This window comes from Brachybacterium sp. Z12, from assembly GCF_014400405.1.
GTDB lineage: Bacteria > Actinomycetota > Actinomycetes > Actinomycetales > Dermabacteraceae > Brachybacterium.
On the sequence record NZ_CP060496.1, the window covers coordinates 3,063,759 to 3,082,152 of the forward strand.

The window sequence follows — 18,394 nt, forward strand, 5'->3', positions numbered from 1 at the left end:
ATCAGAAATTTGCCCCGGGATGAACTGTCCGGGAAGCAGATGGCGGCGTTGCCTCATACAGTATGACCGGTTCCATGTGTCTTCCGAGGAGTTCTGATGTTCGACCGCCGTGGCCCTGTCGCCGTGCGCCTGGGTGCTGGGCTCCTCCTGGCCGCTGCCTGCGCTGTGGGGCCGGCGGCCGCACAGGCCGCGCCGGTGCCTGGGGAGTTCGTGCCGATGCAGGGTGGTGCGGAGTGCGCGAACGATGCGACGCCGAGCGCCTCGGCCCCGACCGTCGAGGCCGGAGGGACCGTCACGGTCACGGGCAGCTGCTTCGCGCCGTACGAACCGGGCACGATCACGATCTTCATGAGCGACGACTCCTCGACGCAGAGGATGGAGAGCGTCACGGCCAGTGGCAACGGGACCGTCTCGGCAGAGCTCGAGACGACCTCGCCCGGCGACTACACGATCGACATCAAGGTGGGCGCGCAGCAGGCGTCCGGGACGTTCACGGCCACGGGCGATCCGGAACCGACCCCGGAACCGGACCCCGAGCCGACGCCCGACCCTGAGCCCACGCCTGCCCCGGAACCGGACCCCGAGTCGACTCCCGACCCCGAGCCCACGCCGGATCCCGAGCCCGAGCCGGAGGAGCCGACGGACGAGCCCACCGAGCCCGAGGATCCGACCGACGAGCCCACCGAACCGGACGAGCCAACCGATCCCACCACACCGCCGGAGGGCACCGAGGAGCCCAGCGAGGATCCGACGACCGGCACAGGCGATGACGATCAGTCGGCGAGCCCCACGCCCGCGGAGACCTCTCCGAGCGAGGACGGCTCCGGCGACGCAGGGCCGACGGCAGGCGAGCAGCCCTCTGCCTCGCAGCCGAGCCCTACGCCGGCGGGCCCGGCCGCGCCCGCCCCGGGCACCAATCCCTTCCCGGAACCTCCGGACGAGCAGCGGGAGACCGCGGCTCTCGCCGCGCTGATGGCCTCGCTGTTCGCGCACGGAGTCTCCGGCGGCGAGGTGGGCACCTCACCCGCCGAGGCCGGTAACCCGGAGAGCGGCGGCACCGCAGAGGGCGGCGCGGAGGACGGCGCTTCGTCGAGCGGCAGCGACTCCTCGGACGGTGGCGGCGAGCTCGCCGAGACCGGCACGGAGCTCAGTGGTCCCCTGGCACTGGCCGCGCTGACGGTTGCCGCCGGTGCCGGTCTGCTCTGGCATCACCGCCGCCGCGAGAGCTGACGAGAGCTGCACGGCCAGCGCCGGCGCGGGACGTCCCGTCGGTCGGCACCTCCGTCGCAGCGATAGTGCTCAGGCGGTGCGGCCGCGGCGGGTCTGCAGCGCGATCAGTGCCGCGATCAGCAGCGCGCCCGCGACCAGCGCGACCCCGCCCACGGCCACCGCGCCGCTGACGCCCACCAGGGCGCCGAGCCAGGCCAGGGTGATGCCGTTGCCGGTGCGCATGCCGTTGCCGATCATCGAGTACACGCCCACCACGCGCCCGCGCTGGTCCTCGGGGGCGCGCAGCTGCACCAGCGCCTGACCGATCGCGGTGGCGGCGAGGTTCGCGATTCCGCCGATCACGAGCGCGGTGATCGCGATGGCGTAGTGGGTGGTGGTGGCGACGATCAGGGAGGTCAGCCCGAAGGTCACCGCCGCGATCACGGCGCCGCGCACGTCGACCTTGAGGATGCCGGTGGCCTCGAGCAGGAAGCCGCCCACCACTCCCCCGATGCCGTTGGCGAACAGCAGCGCGCCGTAGCCGAGGCCGCCCTCCTCGCCGGCACCGAGGGTGTCGGCGAAGTTCGGCATCGCCACCTGGAGGAGGCGCCCACGCACACGGCGATGAGTCCGGCGAGCGCGATCATGCCCACCAGCACCTTGTCCCCGCCCACGGTGCGCAGCACCCGCGGGGTGTCCAGGATCGAGACCTTCTCGCGGCGCACGATGCCGCTGCGGGTGTGGCCGGTGAAGGGGTGCGCAGCATCAGCACCGTCATCGGCAGGTAGAACAGGATGTTGGCGAGGATACCGAACGTGGGCCCGAGCAGCAGCATCAGCACCGAGCCCACCACCGGGCCGGCCAGCACGCCGAGGCTCTTGAAGGTGGCGTTCAGGCGCACGGCGCTGGGCAGCTCGCGCGGCTCGGCGAAGTCGTGGAGCATCAGCTGCTCGGCCGGGCCCCACAGCGCACCGGCGCAGCCGTGCAGCACCAGCAGCACGCACGCGCTCCACATCTCGAGCGTGCCGGTGAGGAACAGCAGCCCCCAGGCCAGGGACACGAAGGCGAACAGGCCCTGGGCGATCTGGATGATGCGCCGGCAGTCGTACTTCTCGGCGAGAGAGCCGAACAGCACCGAGAACATCAGGAACGGCAGCCAGTGGCTGATCACCTGGAAGCCCACCAGCCACGGCGATGCGAACACCTGCCACAGCACCCAATAGGTGATGACGTGCTCGATGTTGTCGCCCATCATCGACAGTCCGGCGGTGACCAGGTAGGGGCGGGAGTGCTTGTCGCGCAGCGGACCGAAACGGCGCGGGGCCTGCAGGTTCGTGGGACTCAGCCTTCTTTCGGACTCGATGGCGGCGCCTGGCGAACGTCGACTGCGGCCGCGCCGGGCCCTGGTGCAGTCTCCCCGAGGGCGGGCGCCGGTCCCGAGATACGCCGTAAGGTGGGCGCCCACGGGTCAGCGTCCAACTTTACGGCTTATCCTTGGACCCTCACGGCGCTGCGGTGCGCGATCAACGGCCTCCTGCGGCCCCGGCTCAGCCTCGCAGGCCCGCAGCGACCTCCCGGAGGGACTCCGCAGAGCGGCGGAGCAGCTCGAGCTCGTGCGAGGAGAACGATGTCTGGGCGATGGGGTGCGCGCCGGAGCGGTTGACCACGCAGGGCACCGACAGAGCGACACCGTCCAGACCGAAGACCCCCGTGAGCACCGGCGCGACTGGCAGCACGGCGTTCTCATCGCTGAGGATCGCCTCGACGATCCGTGTGCTCGACAGGCCGATCGCGTAGTTCGTCGCGCCCTTGCCCTGGATCACGGCGTAGGCGGCATCGCGCACGTCCACGGCGATCCGGTCGAGGGTCTCCGGGTCGAAGAGGTGCTCGCCGTCGGTGAGCCAGTCCCCCAGTGGGACGGTGCCGATGCTGGCGCTGGACCACAGCGGGAACTCGGTGTCCCCGTGCTCGCCGACGATCATCGCGTGCACGCTCGAGGCGGAGACGCGGGCACGCCGGCCGATCTCCCAGCGCAGGCGAGAGGTGTCCAAGGTCGTGCCAGAGGCGAAGATCCGTTCGACGGGCAGTCCGCTGGCCTCCTGGGCGAGCATGGTGAGCACGTCGCAGGGGTTGGAGACGATCACGTAGATCGCATCCGGCGAAACAGCGACCAGATCCTCCATGAGGCTGCCGATGATGCGGGCATTCGTGGCAGCGAGCTCGAGGCGGGTCTGACCGGGCCTCTGCTTGGCCCCGGCGGTGATGACCACGACGTCGGAACCGGCCGTGACGGCGATGTCGCTGCCGCCGTCGATCTCCGTGGCGCCGATGAACTTCGCGCCGTGGGCGAGATCGAGCACCTCCGCGCGGGTCTTCTCCTCCGCGATGTCGTACAGGGCGATGTGGCGGGCCACGCCGCGGATCATCGCGGCGTAGGCGACGCTCGATCCCACGGCGCCGGCCCCGACGACGGTCAGCTTGCTCACTGTGCTCATGCCACGAATCTACGCGTTGCCGGCGCGTGGGGCGAGGGCTCGCTTCCCCTCACGGGGCCAGCAGCACTGCGAAGGTCTCGAGCGTCTCCTTGAGCTCGATCGTCGGTTCGAGCAGCCACTGGATCTGCAGACCGTCCGAGGCGGCGACGATCAGCGCGGCCATGCGCGCGGCGTCCACGTCGGAGCGCACGATCCCGCCCTGCTGGTCCTCGCGCAGCTTCCGCTCGAGGCTTGAGCGCACCCGCTCGAAGCGGGCGGTGAAGTACTCCTTGGCGGGCCCGGCCTCCGCCTCGAGGGAGGTCGCCACCAGGGTCGAGTAGAGCTGGACCAGTCCCGGCACCTCGAGGTTCGCGAGCGCGGCGTTGGCCATGACGTCCACCGAGCGCTCGGGGACGCGCCCCTCCTTGTCCACGTCGCGGCGGTGCTCGGCGTGCTCGTAGACGGCCACCAGCAACTCTTCGCGGGAGGAGAAGTAGTGCAGCAGCGCGCCGTGGGAGACGCCGATCGCGCCGGCGATGCGGCGCAGGGAGGTCCCGTCGGCCCCGCGCTGGCGGAACACCTCGATCGCGCGGTCGAGGATCTCCTGGCGGCGGGCAATGCCCTTGGAATAGGAGCCGGCCCGACCGATGCGCGGGGGCGTGATCGCTGCGTCGTCCTCGGCACTCATGGCCTCACCGTCCCCTTCAGCAAAGTGTTCCACCCGGAAAACCTCCAACCGGTGGGTTTGCTGTTACTGTAGCCCGTGAACGCCTCGCGTGACGCGGGGCACTTCCAGACGACGACGTATGAAAGCAGGTTCGACGTGGCACTGCCCCTCGCCTCCGTCCAGCTGTACACGCTGGCTGCGGAGTTCTCCGCCGACATGAGCGGCTCCCTGGACAAGCTCGCGAAGATCGGGCTGAAGAACGTCGAGGCCTTCGACTTCGTGCGCCGCCCGGCCGAGATCCGCGCCGCGCTGGACGCTTCCGGCCTGGCCTCCCCCACCGGCCACGCGCCGCTGCTCTCCGATGAGCTGTGGACGCCGGACGGCTCGATCCCCACCCCTCGAACGAGGTCGTGTTCGAGGCCGCGGCCGAGATCGGCATGAAGACGGTCATCGACCCGATGGTCCCCACCGAGCGCTGGCTCACCGAGGACGGCGTGAAGGACATCGCGGAGCGCCTCAACGCCGCCTCGCAGAAGGCCGCCGAGTTCGGGCTGAAGGTGGGCTACCACAACCACGCCCAGGAGTTCCTCGCGGACTTCGACGGCCAGAGCGCCTACCAGCGTTTCCTGTCGCTGGTCGACCCGTCGGTCGAGATCGAGCTGGACCTGTTCTGGGCGCTCGTGGGCGGTCAGGACGTGGTGGGCCTGGTGAAGGAGCTCGGCGATCGCCTGGTCGCGATCCACGTCAAGGACGGCATCAAGCCGCCGACGAACCCGTTCGCGCCGGACGCGCCGAAGTTCAACTCCTCGAGCCTGGACCAGCGCCACGCCGGCCAGGGAGAGGTTCCCACCGTCGAGGCGATGAACGCCGCGACGAACGTCAAGTACGCCGTCATCGAGTACGACAACGCCCCCGGCGACGTGTTCGAGGACATCGAGAACAGCTACCGCTTCCTGATCGACGGAGGACTCGCAGCATGACCACTCTCTCCCCTTCTCCGGCCCGGTGGGCATCGGCTTCATCGGCGTCGGCGTCATCTCCGACACCTACCTGGAGAACCTCGGCTCCTTCCCGGACGTCGAGGTGCTGATCCTCGGCGATCTGGACACCGACCGGGCAAATCCCAGGCGGAGAAGCACGGCGTGCCCGCCTCGGGCACCGCACAGGACGTGCTCGACCACCCGGGCGTGCAGGTCGTGGTGAACCTGACCATCCCCGCCGTGCATGCGGAGGTCTCCTCTGCGGCGATCGCCGCGGGCAAGCATGTGTGGACCGAGAAGCCGCTGGGCCTGGACCGCGAGTCCACCGCCGCACTGCTCACGGCGGCCGACGAGGCCGGCCTGCGGGTGGGCTGCGCACCGGACACCGTGCTCGGCGCCGGCGTGCAGACCGCCAAGCGCGCGATCGTGGACGGCCTGATCGGCCGGCCGCTGTTCGCGCAGACCTCGATGCAGTGGCAGGGCCCCGAGGTGTTCCACCCGAACCCCGCCTTCCTGTTCGCCAAGGGTGCGGGCCCGCTGCTGGACATCGGCCCGTACTACTTCACCACCCTGGTGAGCCTGTTCGGCACCGTGGACAAGGTCGCCGCGATGGGCCTGAAGGCCCGTGAAGAGCGCGAGATCCTGGTGGGCCCGAACGCCGGGCAGACCTTCCCCGTCGGCCCGCCGTCGACGATCTCCGTGCTCACCCAGTTCGAGGGCGGCCAGACCGGCACCTCGCTGGTCAGCTTCGACTCGCCGCTGGCGCGTCAGGGCGTCGTGGAGATCCACGGCACCGAGGGCTCCCTGGTGGTGCCCGATCCGAACACCTTTGAGGGCCGGATCGCCTACGTGCGCCCCTTCGCCGCCTTCGGCGAGGCTCCCCGGAGCAGGAGTGGATCGAGATCCCGCAGGCCGGTCCGGTCACCGGCCGCGGCCTGGGCCTGCTGGACATGATCCGCGCGATCGCCGAGGGCCGCCCCCATGTGGCCAGCGGCGAGGTGGGCTACCACGTGCTCGACGTGATGCTCTCGGCCGAGGAGTCCGCAGCGTCGGGCGAGTTCGTCACCGTGAACTCCTCGGTGTCCGAGGTGCCCGTGGTCCCTGCCGATTTCGATCCGCTGGCTCGCACCGTCTGACACCGGTCGCCGCCTGACGCGGCCCGGCCTGCGGCCCAGCGACGGATGCGTTCACGCGCATCGGTCGCTGGGCCGTTCTTCGTCTCCGGTGCCGGGCCGCGGAGGCTCCGCCGGGGCGTCGCACCGCTCCCCTAACCTGAGGCCATGATGACCGCCGCGCCCGTCCCCGCTCCCGATTCCGCGCAGCGTGTGGACCTGGTGATGGAGGGCGGCGGAGTGAAGGGCATCGCCCTGGCCGGCGCACTCGAGGTGCTCGAGGAGCGCGGCTACCGGGTGAACCGCGTGGCGGGTTCCTCGGCCGGGTCGATCGCGGGGGCGCTGACGACTGCCGGGATCCCCGCGAGCACGATGGTGCAGATCCTGCGGGAGACGGACTACCGGGAGTTCGAGGACGGTCCGTGGTGGACACGGTCGATGCTCGGCAAGGGGCTCGGCATCCTGCTGCACAACGGGGTCCACCGCGGCACCGTCCTCGCCCGCTGGTTGGAGGAGCTGCTGGTCGAGCATGCAGGGCCCGGCCGCACCGGTACCTTCGCGGATCTGCGCTACCGCGATCCCGATCCGGAGCAGCGGCTGGCCGGTCCGCAGGGCTACCGCCTGGTGGTCACCGCCTCGGATCTCACGGCGGGGCGGCTGCGCTACCTGCCCACGGATGCGGAAGCGCTCGGCAGCGCCCCGGAGCAGCTGCGAGTGGTGGATGCGGTGCGGGCTTCCGCGTCGATCCCGCTGTTCTTCCGCCCGGTGCGGTGGAAGAACGTGCACGGCCGGCCGACGGTGCTGGTCGATGGCGGCATGCTCTCGAACTTCCCGGTCTCGGTGTTCGACCGGCCCGATGAGCAACTGCCGCGCTGGCCCACCTTCGGGATCAAGCTCTCCGCGAAGCCGGAGGCGGATTTCGGGGTGGAGAACCGCATCCGCGGGCCGCTGTCTTTCGGGAAGGCGGTGGTGGACACCGTGACCGGCTTCTACGACCGCATGCACATCGACGCCTCCCACGCCGTGGCGCGCACGATCTTCATCGACACCGACGCCGTGCGCCCCACCCAGTTCGACCTCTCCGATGAGGAGCGCGAGCTGCTGTACCGGAAGGGTCGCAAGGCGGCGACGGCCTTCCTGGATGGCGATCACGAGCAGGAGGCGTGGGACTTCGAGCGGTACGTGGAGCGGTACCGCAGCAGCCCCGACCCGCGGAGCCACTGAGAACCCGCGAGGCCGTGGAGTCGGCGGCGCGGTCCGGCACGGGCTAACAGCGCCGGGAGTAGCGCCGGGCCTGGCGATACATGACGGTCCGGGCTCGTGTGCAACCGTTCAGCGAATTGCGTATCTGCAATTCTCTGAACATCGACACCACAAGCGCCCAGCGCTACCGGCTGCACCAGCTACAAGAGCTACAAGAGCTACAAGAGTTACAAGAGTTACAAGAGTTACAAGATCTACAAGATCATTCGGGCGGCGATGCGGGGCAGCGCGGGACCGTACGTCGCCGTTCAGTGAGTTGCGTGTCCGCAATTCGCTGAACAACTCGGACAGCACCGGTGTCGGGCCTTCGAGAGCGCGGGAGATCGGAGCACCCGACGTCGGAAGTTGGAGCACCGATCACCGAGCACCGAGCACCAGGCACCAGGCACAGGCCGGCAAGCCCCCTAACCCGGGTGAGCACGGCATTGTGCACAGCCGTGAGGCCATCTGCGCTCGGCGGGTAGTGTCCCTCTTCCGCACTGGCGCGCCCCAGGTGACGCGATTCCCGCCCCCTTCCGCGCGCAGAGGAAGGAGGGCCATGGACGCAGCGGACATGCTCCACCGGATCCGGACCATCCTCGAGATCACCCGAGCGGAACTGGCGCGCCTTGCACAGCTGAGCCCCTCCACCGTCGGCCGCATCGAGAAGAGGACCCTCGACCCCACGTGGGGGACCCTCACACGAATCCTCGAGGAGACGGGGTTCCGCATCCAGGGGACGACGTCGTTCCACTGTGCGACCGGTCGGCTGCCGCTGCTGCGCGCATCGAGCTGGACAAGGTCTTTTACGCCGACGACGAGGATTTCCCGCCGCTGACCCCCTCCGAGGCCGCGGAGGTCTGGCGGGAGAGATGGCGCCGCGCCGGCTGGATCACAGACCCGCCCTCGTTCCTGCACCTCGGCAGGATGGCGAGCGTGGCGGCCACACTCGCGGACCACGCCGGCCTCCCCGGGCCCACCCTCAGCATCGGGCACGCACGGCGGTGGCGGGAGATCGCGCTGCGGATCGACGAGATCGGGGCCGACTATGCGGTGTCGGATCTGGCCATGGCGCTCGAAGTCCCGCGCGCCTCCCTCCAGGTGCAGCCGAAGATCTACGTGCGCGACCCCGCGACCGTCGCTGCTCTGCTGCGCGAGGAGGAGTCTCCTCCGGGGCACGGCGTGCTTCTGATCGGCACGGAGGGACCGGAGCTCGAGGGCGCCGCGGACGGGCATGCACTGCGCTTCACCTCCATCGGCCAGGCACTCATCGACGGCCTCGCCGGGACGGGCCGTGGTTCTGCCCGGGCCGAAGTGGCCCTCCACTGGTGGCTCCTGGAGAACCTGCGCCCATGGGAGAGATGGGAAGGGCGCAGCGCACGGCTCGGCCCGACCGATCGGACCGTGCCGGAGAGCCGCGCGAGAGCCGCGCACGCTAGCGTGGACGCCCCGACCGACACCGGCACACGGAGGAGCACGTATGAGCACGAAGAAGAACGTCTTCGTCCTGGGGCTGACGGACGTGCAGCGCCGTGAGCTCGAGACGGTGAGGCAGGCCGAGGAGTACGCCTTCCACGGCGTGCTCGACTACGACACCCTGGTGAACACCACAGATCTGGACTTTGAACAGCTGATGCGCGACGCCCGGGCGGAGCTCGATGCCTTCGACGGCAGCATCGACGCGATCATCGCGCACTGGGACTTCCCGGTCAGCGTGATGAGCACGATGCTCGCCGCGGAGCACGACCTGCCCGCCCCCTCGCTGACCAGCCTGCTCAAGAGCGAGCACAAGGGGTGGAGCCGGCTCGAGCAGAAGAAGTCGGTGCCCGAGTGCGTGCCCGGCTTCGCCGTCTTCGACCCGTTCGAGGACGATGCGCTGGCAGGCATCGATCTGGAGTTCCCGTTCTGGGTCAAGCCAGTCAAGGCGCACTCCTCCGCCCTCGGCTTCAAGGTGGAGGACGAGGCCGGGTTCAACGAGGCAGTGGTGGAGATCCGCGAGCACATCGGCGAGATCGGCGATGCGTTCAACGAGGTGCTCCAGCAGGTGGAGCTGCCGCCCGAGCTCGCCGGGGCCGGGGGCAACAGCTGCCTGGCCGAGCAGTTCGTGGAGGGCATCCAGGCCGCGCCGGAGGGCACGATGTTCCGCGGCGAGTACCGTGTCCATGGCGTGTTCGACATGCACAAGGACGAGGCCGGCACCAGCTTCTCGCGGCTCGACTACCCCGCCAGCACCGTGCCCGAGCATGTGCAGCAGCGGATGATCGACCTCACCGAGCGCTACCTGCGCCAGGTGGGGTACGACAACGGCTGCTTCAACTCCGAGTTCATGTGGGACGAGGCGAACGATCAGCTGTGGCTGATCGAGATCAACACCCGCATCTCGCAGTCCCACAGCGACCTGTTCGCGAAGGTGGATGGCAGCTCGAACCATGAGGTCGCGATCGACATCGCGCTCGGCGAGCCGCCGCGGATGCCGCACCGCGAGGGTGACTTCGCTGTCGCCTCGCAGGCGATGATCTTCCACGATGAGGACGCGATCGTCACCCGCGTCCCCTCCGAAGAGGACAAGGCGGAGATCGAGCGCCGTTTCCCCGGGACCGTGCTCACCTTGATGGTGGGTGAGGGCGACCGACTCTCGGAGCTTCCGGGGCAGGACAGCTACCGGTTCGTGCTGGGCAAGCTGTACCTCGGCGCGAACAGCACCGAGCAGATGCTGGAGAACTACGCCGCGATCACCGCCGAGCTCCCCTTCGAGTTCGCCCCGGCCCCGACGGACGACTGACCACCGCACCCTCAAGGACGACCAGGAGGCGACCACGCATGAGGACCGTCACCGAGTTCCCCTACGAGATCCGCGAGATCGAGAACGTGTTCATCCCGATGCGGGATGGCGCCCGTCTCGCGGCCCGGCTCTGGCTGCCCGTCGATGCGGAGCAGCGGCCGGTGCCCGCCGTGCTGGAGTACATCCCGTACCGCAAACGCGACTCGAGCCGGGCCCGCGACGATCTGAACCATCCCTACATCGCCGGTCACGGCTACGTGTGCGCGCGGGTGGATCTGCGCGGCAGCGGTGACAGCGACGGGGTGATGGTCGACGAGTACCGGCCCCAGGAGCACGAGGACGCCGAGGACGTCATCGCCTGGCTCGCCGAGCAGCCCTGGTGCGACGGGAATGTGGGGATGATGGGCATCTCCTGGGGCGGGTTCAACAGCCTCCAGCTCGCGGCCCGTCGGCCCCCGGCGCTGAAGGCGATCATCAGCGCGTCGGCGACGGACGATCTCTACGTCGACAACATGCACTACATGGGCGGCGCGCTGCTGGCGGACAACCTCTCCGAGGCGACGGTGATGTTCGCCTTCAACTCGCTGCCGCCGGATCCGCAGATCGTCGGCGAGCGCTGGCGCGAGATGTGGCATGAGCGCCTCGCCGGCAGCGGGCTGTGGCTGGAGACCTGGCTGACGCATCAGCGGCGGGACGACTACTGGAAGCCGGCGTCCGTCTGCGAGGACTACAGCCAGGTGCAGTGCCCGGTGATGGCCGTGGGCGGCTGGGCCGACGGGTACACCAACGCGATCTTCCGCCTGATGGAGAACCTGGATGTGCCGCGCAAGGGCCTGATCGGCCCGTGGGGCCACAAGTACCCGCACATCGGGGTGCCGGGCCCGGCGATCGGGTTCCTGCAGGAGGTGGTGCGCTGGTGGGACCACTGGCTCAAGGGCACCGACACCGGCGTGATGGATGAGCCGATGGTGCGGGCGTGGATGCAGGACAGCGTCTCCCCGCCGCCGCGTCCTACGAGGATCGCCCGGGGCGCTGGATCGGGGAGGACCAGTGGCCCTCCCCGCGGATCACCGAGCGCGAGTACGTGCTGCGCGGCCACCATCTCGAGGAGGGTCCGGCCGGCGAACCGGATCGTGAGGTCGAGGTGCAGTCCCCGCTGAGCGTGGGGATGTTCGCCGGCAAGTGGGCCTCCTACGCGGCGGTGCCGGATCTGCCCTTCGACCAGCGGGAGGAGGATGGCGGTGCGCTGTTCTTCGAGTCTGCGGAGCTGACGGAGGAGCTGGAGATCTTCGGCCGGCCCACCTGCGTGCTCGAGGTCAGCGCGGACAAGCCCGTCGCGCAGCTCGCAGTGCGCCTCTCGGACGTGAACCCGGCCGGGGAGGCGACCCGCGTGACCTACGGCGTGCTGAACCTGACCCACCGTGATAGCAGCGAGGAGCCGCAGCCGCTCGAGCCGGGGAAGAAGTACCGGGTGGAGGTGCCGCTGAACGGCATCGCCCAGTCCTTCCCCGCCGGGCACCGCCTGCGGCTGTCGATCTCCACCTCGTACTGGCCGCTGATCTGGCCGGCCCCCGAGGCGGCGACGGTCACGCTGACCACCGGGTCGAGCAGCCTGCGCCTGCCGGTGCGACCGGTTCGCGGCGAGGACGCGCACCTGCGTGAGTTCGGCGAGCCCGAGGCTGCGGAGCCGCTCGAGGTCACCGACGTCTCCCCGGCGAGCACCACTGGCGGGTCACCCGTGACCTGGCGACGAACGAGTCCGTGCTCGAGGTCGCCAATGACCAGGGTGAGTTCGTGATCGAGGAGACCGGCAGCCGGATCCGTCGCGCCACCACCGAGTGGTACAGCTTCCGCTGGAACGACGTGAACTCGGTGCGGGGCGAGACCCGCACGGTGCGCCGGGTGGAGCGGGAGGACTGGGGCGCGATGATCAGCACGCGCACGATCCTCACTTCCACGAGCGAAGAGTTCGTGATCGACGCGCAGCTGGACGCCTTCGAGCTGGACGCCGAGCGCGGTGACCCGCGGGTGTACTCGCAGAACTGGGAGCGGAGGATCCCGCGGGATCTGGTGTGAGAGCGGCGAGCCCGGGATCAGCTTCGTGACTGCTGCGGCGCCGCTCAGCTCGCCTCGTCGATAACTCGGGCGCGGCTCCGTGACCTCGATGTCAGTTATCGTTTCAGCACGGCACGCAACCAGTCCTGGGCTAGCACTCAGCGATCAGAAGGAGCGCACACCATGGCCGGAAAGAGTCTGATCCCGGGCCCGTCCACGACGAAGTCGGTCATCCACACCGCGAAGTGGCTGCTCCCGCTGCTGGCTGCGGGGGCGCGCTGGCTCTCCTCTCACCCCGAGGTGTGGGAGTCGATCAAGGAGCAGGGCGCGAAGCTGCAGAAGGTCACCACCGATAAGCCCGACGGCGTGCTCACCACGGTGGGCATCCTCCGCGAGCAGGTGGGTTATCTCGCGGACTCAGCAGACGATGCCGGCGAGGCGCGACGGGCCGAGGATTGGGCGAAGCGCCTGGACAGCTGCCAGCGCGCCGCCCAGCTGCTGAAGGCGCCGGGCACCACCCGGAAGGACCGCAAGACGCTGAAGAAGCGCGTCGAAGCGCTGCGCGAGGAGATCTTCTCCGCGTACATCGCGGAGATGGGCGAGGATGCGGAGGCCGGGACGGCGCCGAAACGCTGAGCTGCGGCGCTTGCCCCGTCAGGTTCTCGCAGGTTCCGATCCCGAGATCGATGGATCGCGCTTCGATGATCGCGGTGTCCAATCGCCGCCCGCTCGGATCCTCGACCGTGATGCCGAAGCGCATCGTGGATCCGAGCCCGAGCAGGCCGAGCAGGCCAGCGGGGATCGTCGTGGTGTAGGTGCCGTCGCCGTTCTGTGTCGTGTTCGAGCTGACGCTGAATCCGAGGACAGGCTCGAGGATCGAGCCGACGCCGCCGGTCGCCTGCTGCAGGGTTGTCTGCTGGAGCGTGTACCCCTCCGGGTGATCCCAATAGATGCGCACACAGCTGCTCGAGACATCGGCACGCGGGATAGGTCACGGCACGCCGAGCCTCACCCCGCCCAGCCGTGACCTTTTCGTTATCCTCGCGGGTGCTGTCCATCCCGAGGAGTTCCGTGACCGCCCCTGCCGTCTCTGCCCCGCGAACAGGCCCTGCGCACAGGCCTGGCTTCCGCCCTGACATCCAGGGGCTGCGGGCGATCGCGGTGATGCTGGTGCTGCTCTACCACGCCGGTGTCTCGGTGCTTTCCGGCGGGTTCGTGGGCGTGGACGTCTTCTTCGTGATCTCCGGCTTCCTCATCACCACCCACCTGCTGGAGGCGCTCGCGCGGGAGGGCCGGATCAGCTTCGGCGCCTTCTACGCCAAGCGGGCCCGGCGCATCCTGCCGGCCGCACTGCTGGTCGCGCTCCTGACGATGCTCGCGGCCTGGATCTGGATGTCCCCGCTGCTGATGCAGGACGTCCTGCGGGGCGCGGCCGCGACCGCGCTGTATGTGCCGAACTACCTCTTCGCGCAGGAGGGCACGGACTATCTCGCCGAGACCACCCCCTCGGTGTTCCAGCACTACTGGTCCCTCGGCATCGAGGAGCAGTTCTACCTGTTCTGGCCGCTGCTGCTGGCGGCAGGCTTCTGGCTGCTGCGGCGCAGCGAGCGGCGCCTGATGATCGGTGCCGCGGTGCTCACCGCCGCGTCCTTCCTCGCCTGCGTGCTGCTGATGGACGTCTCCCAGCCGTGGACCTTCTTCTCCCTGCCCACCCGTGCCTGGGAGCTCGGAGCGGGGGCGCTGGTCGCCTTCGGCCTGAGGTCCGGGGCGCGCTGGCTGCGCGCCGAGCGCACGGGCCTGCTGGCCTGGCTGGGCCTGGCGGGGCTGGCGCTGGTGGCGCTGGGCTTCGATGAGGGCACCCCGTTCCCGGGCTGGACCGCGGCGCTGCCGGTGCTGGCCACGGCGCTGCTCATCGTCGGCGGCGCCGCTCCGGGGCGGTGGCATGCCGGGCGCGTGCTGGGGCTCGCACCGATGCAGTTCCTCGGCACGATCTCGTACTCGCTGTACCTGGTGCACTGGCCGCTGCAGGTGATCCCCCAGGCCGCCACCTTCTCCGAGGAGCCCCTGCCACTGTGGATCCGGCTGCTGCTCGGAGCGGCGGCGGTGCCGCTGGCCTGGTTGCTGCACCGGTTCGTCGAGCGGCCCGTGCTGCGCTGGCCCTCCCTGAGGCGCCGACCGTCCTGGGTGACCGGCGCCCTGGCGGCCGCAGCATCGCTCGCGGTGATCGCGACCTCGGCGGGCATCGCCATCGCCGTCCCCCAGCAGGCGGTGTCCTCCGAGCGCACGGCGGCCCCTGAGAAGCAGGCCCTCGATCCCGTGGGCACGGACTTCGTCCCTTCGAACCTCTCCCCCACCCTCGACGCGGTCGCCGCGGACAACCCCTCCGTCTACGACGCGGGCTGCCACCGCGACGAGGAGAATTCCGATCCCAGCGGTTGCCGGATCGGGGAGGAGGCCGAGGCGCCGCTGGTGTTCCTGGTGGGCGATTCCCACGCCGCCAGCTGGTATCCGGCCCTCGAACAGCTCGCGGACGAGGGGAAGATCCGGCTGGACAGCAACACCAAGAACTCCTGCCTGCCGCTCGAGACGGAGCAGCAGTTCCTGGACCGGCCGTACGACTCGTGCGCGCAGTGGCGCGACGGGGTGCTGGACCGGATCGAGGCGGAGCAGCCGGACCTGGTGGTCCTCGCCGGCTTCAACAATCGCGAACGGCTCATGCCGGGTTCGGGCGCCGACGCCGACGCGCAGTGGCGAGCGGGGCTGGCCGAGACGATCACCCGGATCGACGGCCCGCAGGTGGCGGTGATGAGGGACGTGCCCACCCAGGTCCAGACACCGAACCACTGCCTGGCCAAGCACCTCGAGACCGCGAACAGCTGCGCCGCCCCGCGCCAGGACGCGTTCGATGAGCCTCTCGTCGCCGCGGAGGCCGAGGCCGTGGCCCACTCCGGCACGGACGCGCAGTACGTGGACCTCACCCGGTACTTCTGCAACGACGCCACCTGCCCCGCGATCATCGGGAACACCGTGGTGTTCCGCGATCAGCACCACCTCACGCAGACCTTCAGCCGCGAGATGGCCCAGCCCCTGTGGGAGCAGATCGGGCCGATGGTGGCGTGACGGGCAGGAGAGCCCCCGGGCACCCGGGCTCAGGAGCGTCGATCCTGCTCCGCAGACGGATCCGTCAGGCAGCGGCGAGACTCTGACCGCCCGAGTCTTCTCGGTACCGCGGCGGGGAGCTGAGTGACGGCGCGGAAGCAGTCACCCGCTGCGCCGCTCGTCACCGCCCGTGGCGGTACACCCGGTCCCAGGGCCAGTCCTCGGCGAGCCACTGCGCGACGGCACCCGCGAGCGGTCCGTCCAGCTCGGCGTGGGAGGCCCGCACCCAGGACTGCACCTCCGCGTCGTGCTCCTTCGAGGGCGTGGGATAGATGTACACGCAGCCGATCACATCGCCGCCTTCCGGATCCAGCACGGTGAAGGTGAAGCCTCGGCGCGCAGCGAAGTCGGAGGCGTGGCGTTCGAGGTCCTGCCGGTTGCGCTCGGGGGTCATGCCCTCGGGCGGCGGCCAGGAGCCGTCGGGGTAGCCGGGGTCGCGCGGATGTGCGCGACGCTCGAGGTCCAGGCGGCGAGATCGGCCGCGTTGTGCTGGGGGCCGAGCGGCTCGAGGCGGAAGCGTTCGTGTGCCAGCGAAGTGGGCGGCACGAAGTCGACGGGAACGAAGGCGTCGGAGTCCATGTCCCGACCGTATCTGCGGCCCGTCGCTTCGACCACGGGTTTTCCGCTCGGCCTGCGGCGCGTACGGTGCAGGCATCCCGGCCCCTCTCGAGACAAGGCTTCACCGTGGCCCTGCTGCTCCGCCTCTCCGGTCCCGCGATCGCCCTCGGCGCGGTGCTGATCATCGTGACCGTCTCATTCGGGTACGGGATCGGTCCGCTGTACTTCGCGGGCGTGGCGCTGGTGGTGCTGGGGCTGGTGGGGCAGTTCCTGAGTGCGGGCCGCCAGCGCCCGACGCAGGAGCGGGCACCGCTGCTGATCGAGGCGCCGGTGACCGGGCGGTGGCGGGGCCTGAACTCCCCCGCTTCGAAGGTCCCCTCGCACACGCACGCCCTCGCCCAGACGTACGCCCTCGACATCACGCACGAGCCGCCGGGCACCTCGCCGCGGGCGATGGACTGGTTGTGGCCGCCGATGCGCCGGCCGCAGGAGTTCCCGTCGTTCGGCCAGCCGGTCCTCGCCCCCTTCGACGGCGTGGTCGTCGCGACGCGCAGCACCAGCCGGGACCACCTCACGCGCCTGTCCCCGCTCGGGCTGATCGTCATGCTCGTCGAGAGCGTCGTGCGCAGCGCGGGCACGCCCCGTCATCTGCTGGGAAATCACGTGCTCCTGCGCGCCGAGGCCGACGGGTCGGCCGGTGGGGCGGCTACCGGCGGCACGCCCGACGGCTCCGTGGTCGCCGTGCTGGCGCACCTGCGTCGCGGCTCGGTCCAGGTGGTGCGCGGCGAGCGCGTGACGGCGGGGCAGCAGATCGCCGAGTGCGGGAACTCCGGCAACTCCTCGGACCCGCACGTGCACTTCCAGCTGATGGACGGGACGGACATCACCACCGCGCACGGCCTGCCGTTCGAGTGGGAGTACGTCTCCGACGAGGGTGCCCCGCAGCGCGGCGTGCCGGCCAACGAGGAGCTGTTCGTGGTGCCGCCGGCGGGAGCGGACCCTGGCGAGCGCTGACCACGATTCAGCCCGTGTCCGCAGCCCACCGCGATGACGCAGATGTCAGTTCTTGCCGACCAGCGGGAAGAGGTCGGTGGCGATCCGCTCGAGCTCCTCGTGCAGCGGTGAGGCCTGGATGAGCAGCAGGTTCACGCCCGCCTCCTCGTAGGCGCGGATCTTCTCCGCCACCTGCTCAGGGGTGCCGACCAGCTCGGGGCGCAGCGCCCGGGTGCCGACGGAGTACTCACGGGCGGAGACCTCCACGTCGAGGTTCGAGTGCTTGGTGAACTCTTCGAAGGACGCGTATCCGGGCGAGTCCGGGTTGATGGTCGTGATGCGCTCGAGCTCGGCGCGTGCCTCGGCCTCGCTGTCGCGGATGATGACGTAGGCGCTCATGCCGATGGAGTCGAAGGCGGCGCCCTGGAGGCGCTCGCGGCGGGCGTTGACGTCAGCGACCTTCTTCCGCAGCTCGTCGACGGTCCCTCCGTGGGTCACGTAGGAGTCGGAGAAGGCTGCGATCGCCTCGCGCCCGCCCTCGGATTCCCCTCCGGCATAGATGGGGGCAGCGTGGCCGGCTTCGGTTCGACCACGGTCGAGTCGATGTCGAAATAGCGTCCGTGCTGGCTGTAAGGGGTCTCGGTCCACAGTCCACGCAGGGCATCGACGAATTCGGTGCAGTGCACGTACCGATCGTCGTGGGAGGGGAAGACCCCGCCGAACTGCGAGGCCTCCTCCGCCCACCAGGCTGCGACGACGTTGAGGGAGAGGCGGTCGCCAGAGATGTCCGCCAGGGTGGACAGCCTCTTCGCCGTGACCTGCGGGTTGTGGTAGCCGGGCCTGATCGCGGTGAGGATCTCGAGATTCTCGGTGACGGCCGAGATGGCGGTCGCGAGCGACCAGGCCTCGAGGCTCGGCGCCTCGGGCCCCTTGCGGTCGTTGAGGTAGAGCTCGGGGACGAGCGTCAGCTCGAACCCCAGGCGATCGGCGAGCGTGCTCACCTTCCGAACATACTCCCAGGTGGCAGGCATGCCTTCATCCTCGACGTTGCGGAGGAAGCCGCCGTACACCGGGGTCCAGTAGCCGAATCTCATGTCTCTCCTGACGTGGGTGCGAGCCCGGAAGGCACGCGGGTGGAATACAGGCCCGTGGGCCGGGCGTGT

At 69.9% G+C, this 18,394-nt stretch carries 18 protein-coding genes and 3 pseudogenes; 13 read left to right on the top strand and 8 right to left on the bottom strand.

Annotated elements, in window-relative coordinates; translation table 11 throughout:
• The first annotated feature begins 96 nt into the window (after positions 1 to 96).
• A complete protein-coding gene (locus H3H54_RS16230; RefSeq protein ID WP_262424665.1) occupies positions 97 to 1,230 on the top strand; it encodes a hypothetical protein in 1,134 nt (377 codons plus the stop codon).
• A 69-nt stretch (positions 1,231 to 1,299) separates the two neighbouring features.
• Here H3H54_RS16230 and H3H54_RS16235 read toward each other — a convergent pair whose 3' ends face one another.
• From H3H54_RS16235 to H3H54_RS16250, 4 genes are all read right to left on the bottom strand, one after another.
• A complete protein-coding gene (locus H3H54_RS16235) occupies positions 1,300 to 1,800 on the bottom strand; it encodes an MFS transporter (protein WP_262424666.1) in 501 nt (166 codons plus the stop codon).
• A 52-nt stretch (positions 1,801 to 1,852) separates the two neighbouring features.
• Entirely contained in the window at positions 1,853 to 2,674 is an 822-nt protein-coding gene (locus tag H3H54_RS16240) for an MFS transporter (protein WP_262424667.1), read from the bottom strand.
• Positions 2,675 to 2,756: 82 nt separating this feature from the next.
• Complete coding sequence (locus tag H3H54_RS16245; protein ID WP_262424668.1) at positions 2,757 to 3,704, bottom strand: L-lactate dehydrogenase; 948 nt, start codon at positions 3,702 to 3,704, stop codon at positions 2,757 to 2,759.
• Positions 3,705 to 3,753: 49 nt separating this feature from the next.
• Complete coding sequence (locus H3H54_RS16250; RefSeq protein WP_262424669.1) at positions 3,754 to 4,371, bottom strand: TetR/AcrR family transcriptional regulator; 618 nt, start codon at positions 4,369 to 4,371, stop codon at positions 3,754 to 3,756.
• Positions 4,372 to 4,506: 135 nt separating this feature from the next.
• Here H3H54_RS16250 and H3H54_RS16255 point away from each other — a divergent pair.
• The 11 genes and pseudogenes from H3H54_RS16255 to H3H54_RS16305 all read left to right on the top strand — a co-directional run bounded on the left by H3H54_RS16255 (position 4,507) and on the right by H3H54_RS16305 (position 15,641).
• Positions 4,507 to 5,330 (top strand): annotated as a pseudogene (locus H3H54_RS16255) (sugar phosphate isomerase/epimerase family protein).
• A gap of 25 nt (positions 5,331 to 5,355) precedes the next feature.
• A pseudogene (locus H3H54_RS16260) lies at positions 5,356 to 6,466 on the top strand (Gfo/Idh/MocA family protein).
• 144 nt (positions 6,467 to 6,610) lie between these two features.
• Positions 6,611 to 7,666, top strand: a complete 1,056-nt coding sequence (locus tag H3H54_RS16265) for a patatin-like phospholipase family protein (RefSeq protein ID WP_262424670.1) — start codon at positions 6,611 to 6,613, stop codon at positions 7,664 to 7,666.
• Positions 7,667 to 8,243: 577 nt separating this feature from the next.
• On the top strand, positions 8,244 to 8,522 hold the full coding sequence (locus H3H54_RS16270; RefSeq protein ID WP_262424671.1) for a helix-turn-helix domain-containing protein: 279 nt from the start codon (positions 8,244 to 8,246) through the stop codon (positions 8,520 to 8,522).
• A gap of 98 nt (positions 8,523 to 8,620) precedes the next feature.
• On the top strand, positions 8,621 to 9,220 hold the full coding sequence (locus tag H3H54_RS16275) for a hypothetical protein (RefSeq protein WP_262424672.1): 600 nt from the start codon (positions 8,621 to 8,623) through the stop codon (positions 9,218 to 9,220).
• Positions 9,165 to 10,466: an acetyl-CoA carboxylase biotin carboxylase subunit family protein gene (locus tag H3H54_RS16280; protein ID WP_262424673.1), complete on the top strand. Its 1,302-nt coding sequence runs from the start codon at positions 9,165 to 9,167 to the stop codon at positions 10,464 to 10,466. Before H3H54_RS16275 ends, H3H54_RS16280 begins: the two co-directional genes overlap by 56 nt.
• Before the next feature lie 98 nt (positions 10,467 to 10,564).
• A pseudogene (locus tag H3H54_RS16285) lies at positions 10,565 to 11,362 on the top strand (CocE/NonD family hydrolase); the annotation flags it as partial.
• 80 nt (positions 11,363 to 11,442) lie between these two features.
• Positions 11,443 to 12,264, top strand: a complete 822-nt coding sequence (locus H3H54_RS16290) for a CocE/NonD family hydrolase (RefSeq protein WP_262424674.1) — start codon at positions 11,443 to 11,445, stop codon at positions 12,262 to 12,264.
• Positions 12,228 to 12,542 carry a hypothetical protein gene (locus H3H54_RS16295; protein ID WP_262424675.1) on the top strand — a complete coding sequence of 105 codons (315 nt, stop codon included), beginning with the start codon at positions 12,228 to 12,230 and terminating at the stop codon, positions 12,540 to 12,542. The genes H3H54_RS16290 and H3H54_RS16295 overlap by 37 nt, the downstream gene beginning before the upstream one ends.
• A 162-nt stretch (positions 12,543 to 12,704) precedes the next feature.
• Positions 12,705 to 13,157: a hypothetical protein gene (locus H3H54_RS16300; RefSeq protein WP_262424676.1), complete on the top strand. Its 453-nt coding sequence runs from the start codon at positions 12,705 to 12,707 to the stop codon at positions 13,155 to 13,157.
• A 435-nt stretch (positions 13,158 to 13,592) separates the two neighbouring features.
• Positions 13,593 to 15,641 (top strand): acyltransferase family protein, encoded by a 2,049-nt coding sequence (locus tag H3H54_RS16305; protein WP_262424677.1) that lies wholly within the window; start codon positions 13,593 to 13,595, stop codon positions 15,639 to 15,641.
• A gap of 160 nt (positions 15,642 to 15,801) precedes the next feature.
• Here the strand turns inward: H3H54_RS16305 and H3H54_RS16310 are convergent, their stop codons facing one another.
• Together H3H54_RS16310 and H3H54_RS16315 are read right to left on the bottom strand one after the other, a co-directional pair.
• Positions 15,802 to 16,074 carry a GNAT family N-acetyltransferase gene (locus H3H54_RS16310; RefSeq protein WP_262424678.1) on the bottom strand — a complete coding sequence of 91 codons (273 nt, stop codon included), beginning with the start codon at positions 16,072 to 16,074 and terminating at the stop codon, positions 15,802 to 15,804.
• Positions 16,071 to 16,259: a hypothetical protein gene (locus H3H54_RS16315; protein ID WP_262424679.1), complete on the bottom strand. Its 189-nt coding sequence runs from the start codon at positions 16,257 to 16,259 to the stop codon at positions 16,071 to 16,073. The genes H3H54_RS16310 and H3H54_RS16315 overlap by 4 nt, the downstream gene beginning before the upstream one ends.
• 105 nt (positions 16,260 to 16,364) lie before the next feature.
• Between H3H54_RS16315 and H3H54_RS16320 the strand changes: the two genes are divergently transcribed.
• Positions 16,365 to 17,252, top strand: coding sequence for a M23 family metallopeptidase (locus H3H54_RS16320; RefSeq protein ID WP_262424680.1), 888 nt, complete (start codon positions 16,365 to 16,367; stop codon positions 17,250 to 17,252).
• 45 nt (positions 17,253 to 17,297) lie between these two features.
• On the opposite strand, the gene H3H54_RS19765 is transcribed toward H3H54_RS16320, so the two are convergent.
• Together H3H54_RS19765 and H3H54_RS19770 are read right to left on the bottom strand one after the other, a co-directional pair.
• The gene (locus H3H54_RS19765) at positions 17,298 to 17,792 is read right to left on the bottom strand and encodes an LLM class flavin-dependent oxidoreductase (protein WP_395963796.1); all 495 of its coding nucleotides are present in this window, start codon (positions 17,790 to 17,792) and stop codon (positions 17,298 to 17,300) included.
• The gene (locus H3H54_RS19770; protein ID WP_395962972.1) at positions 17,726 to 18,325 is read right to left on the bottom strand and encodes an LLM class flavin-dependent oxidoreductase; all 600 of its coding nucleotides are present in this window, start codon (positions 18,323 to 18,325) and stop codon (positions 17,726 to 17,728) included. The genes H3H54_RS19765 and H3H54_RS19770 overlap by 67 nt, the downstream gene beginning before the upstream one ends.
• Positions 18,326 to 18,394 lie beyond the last annotated feature (69 nt).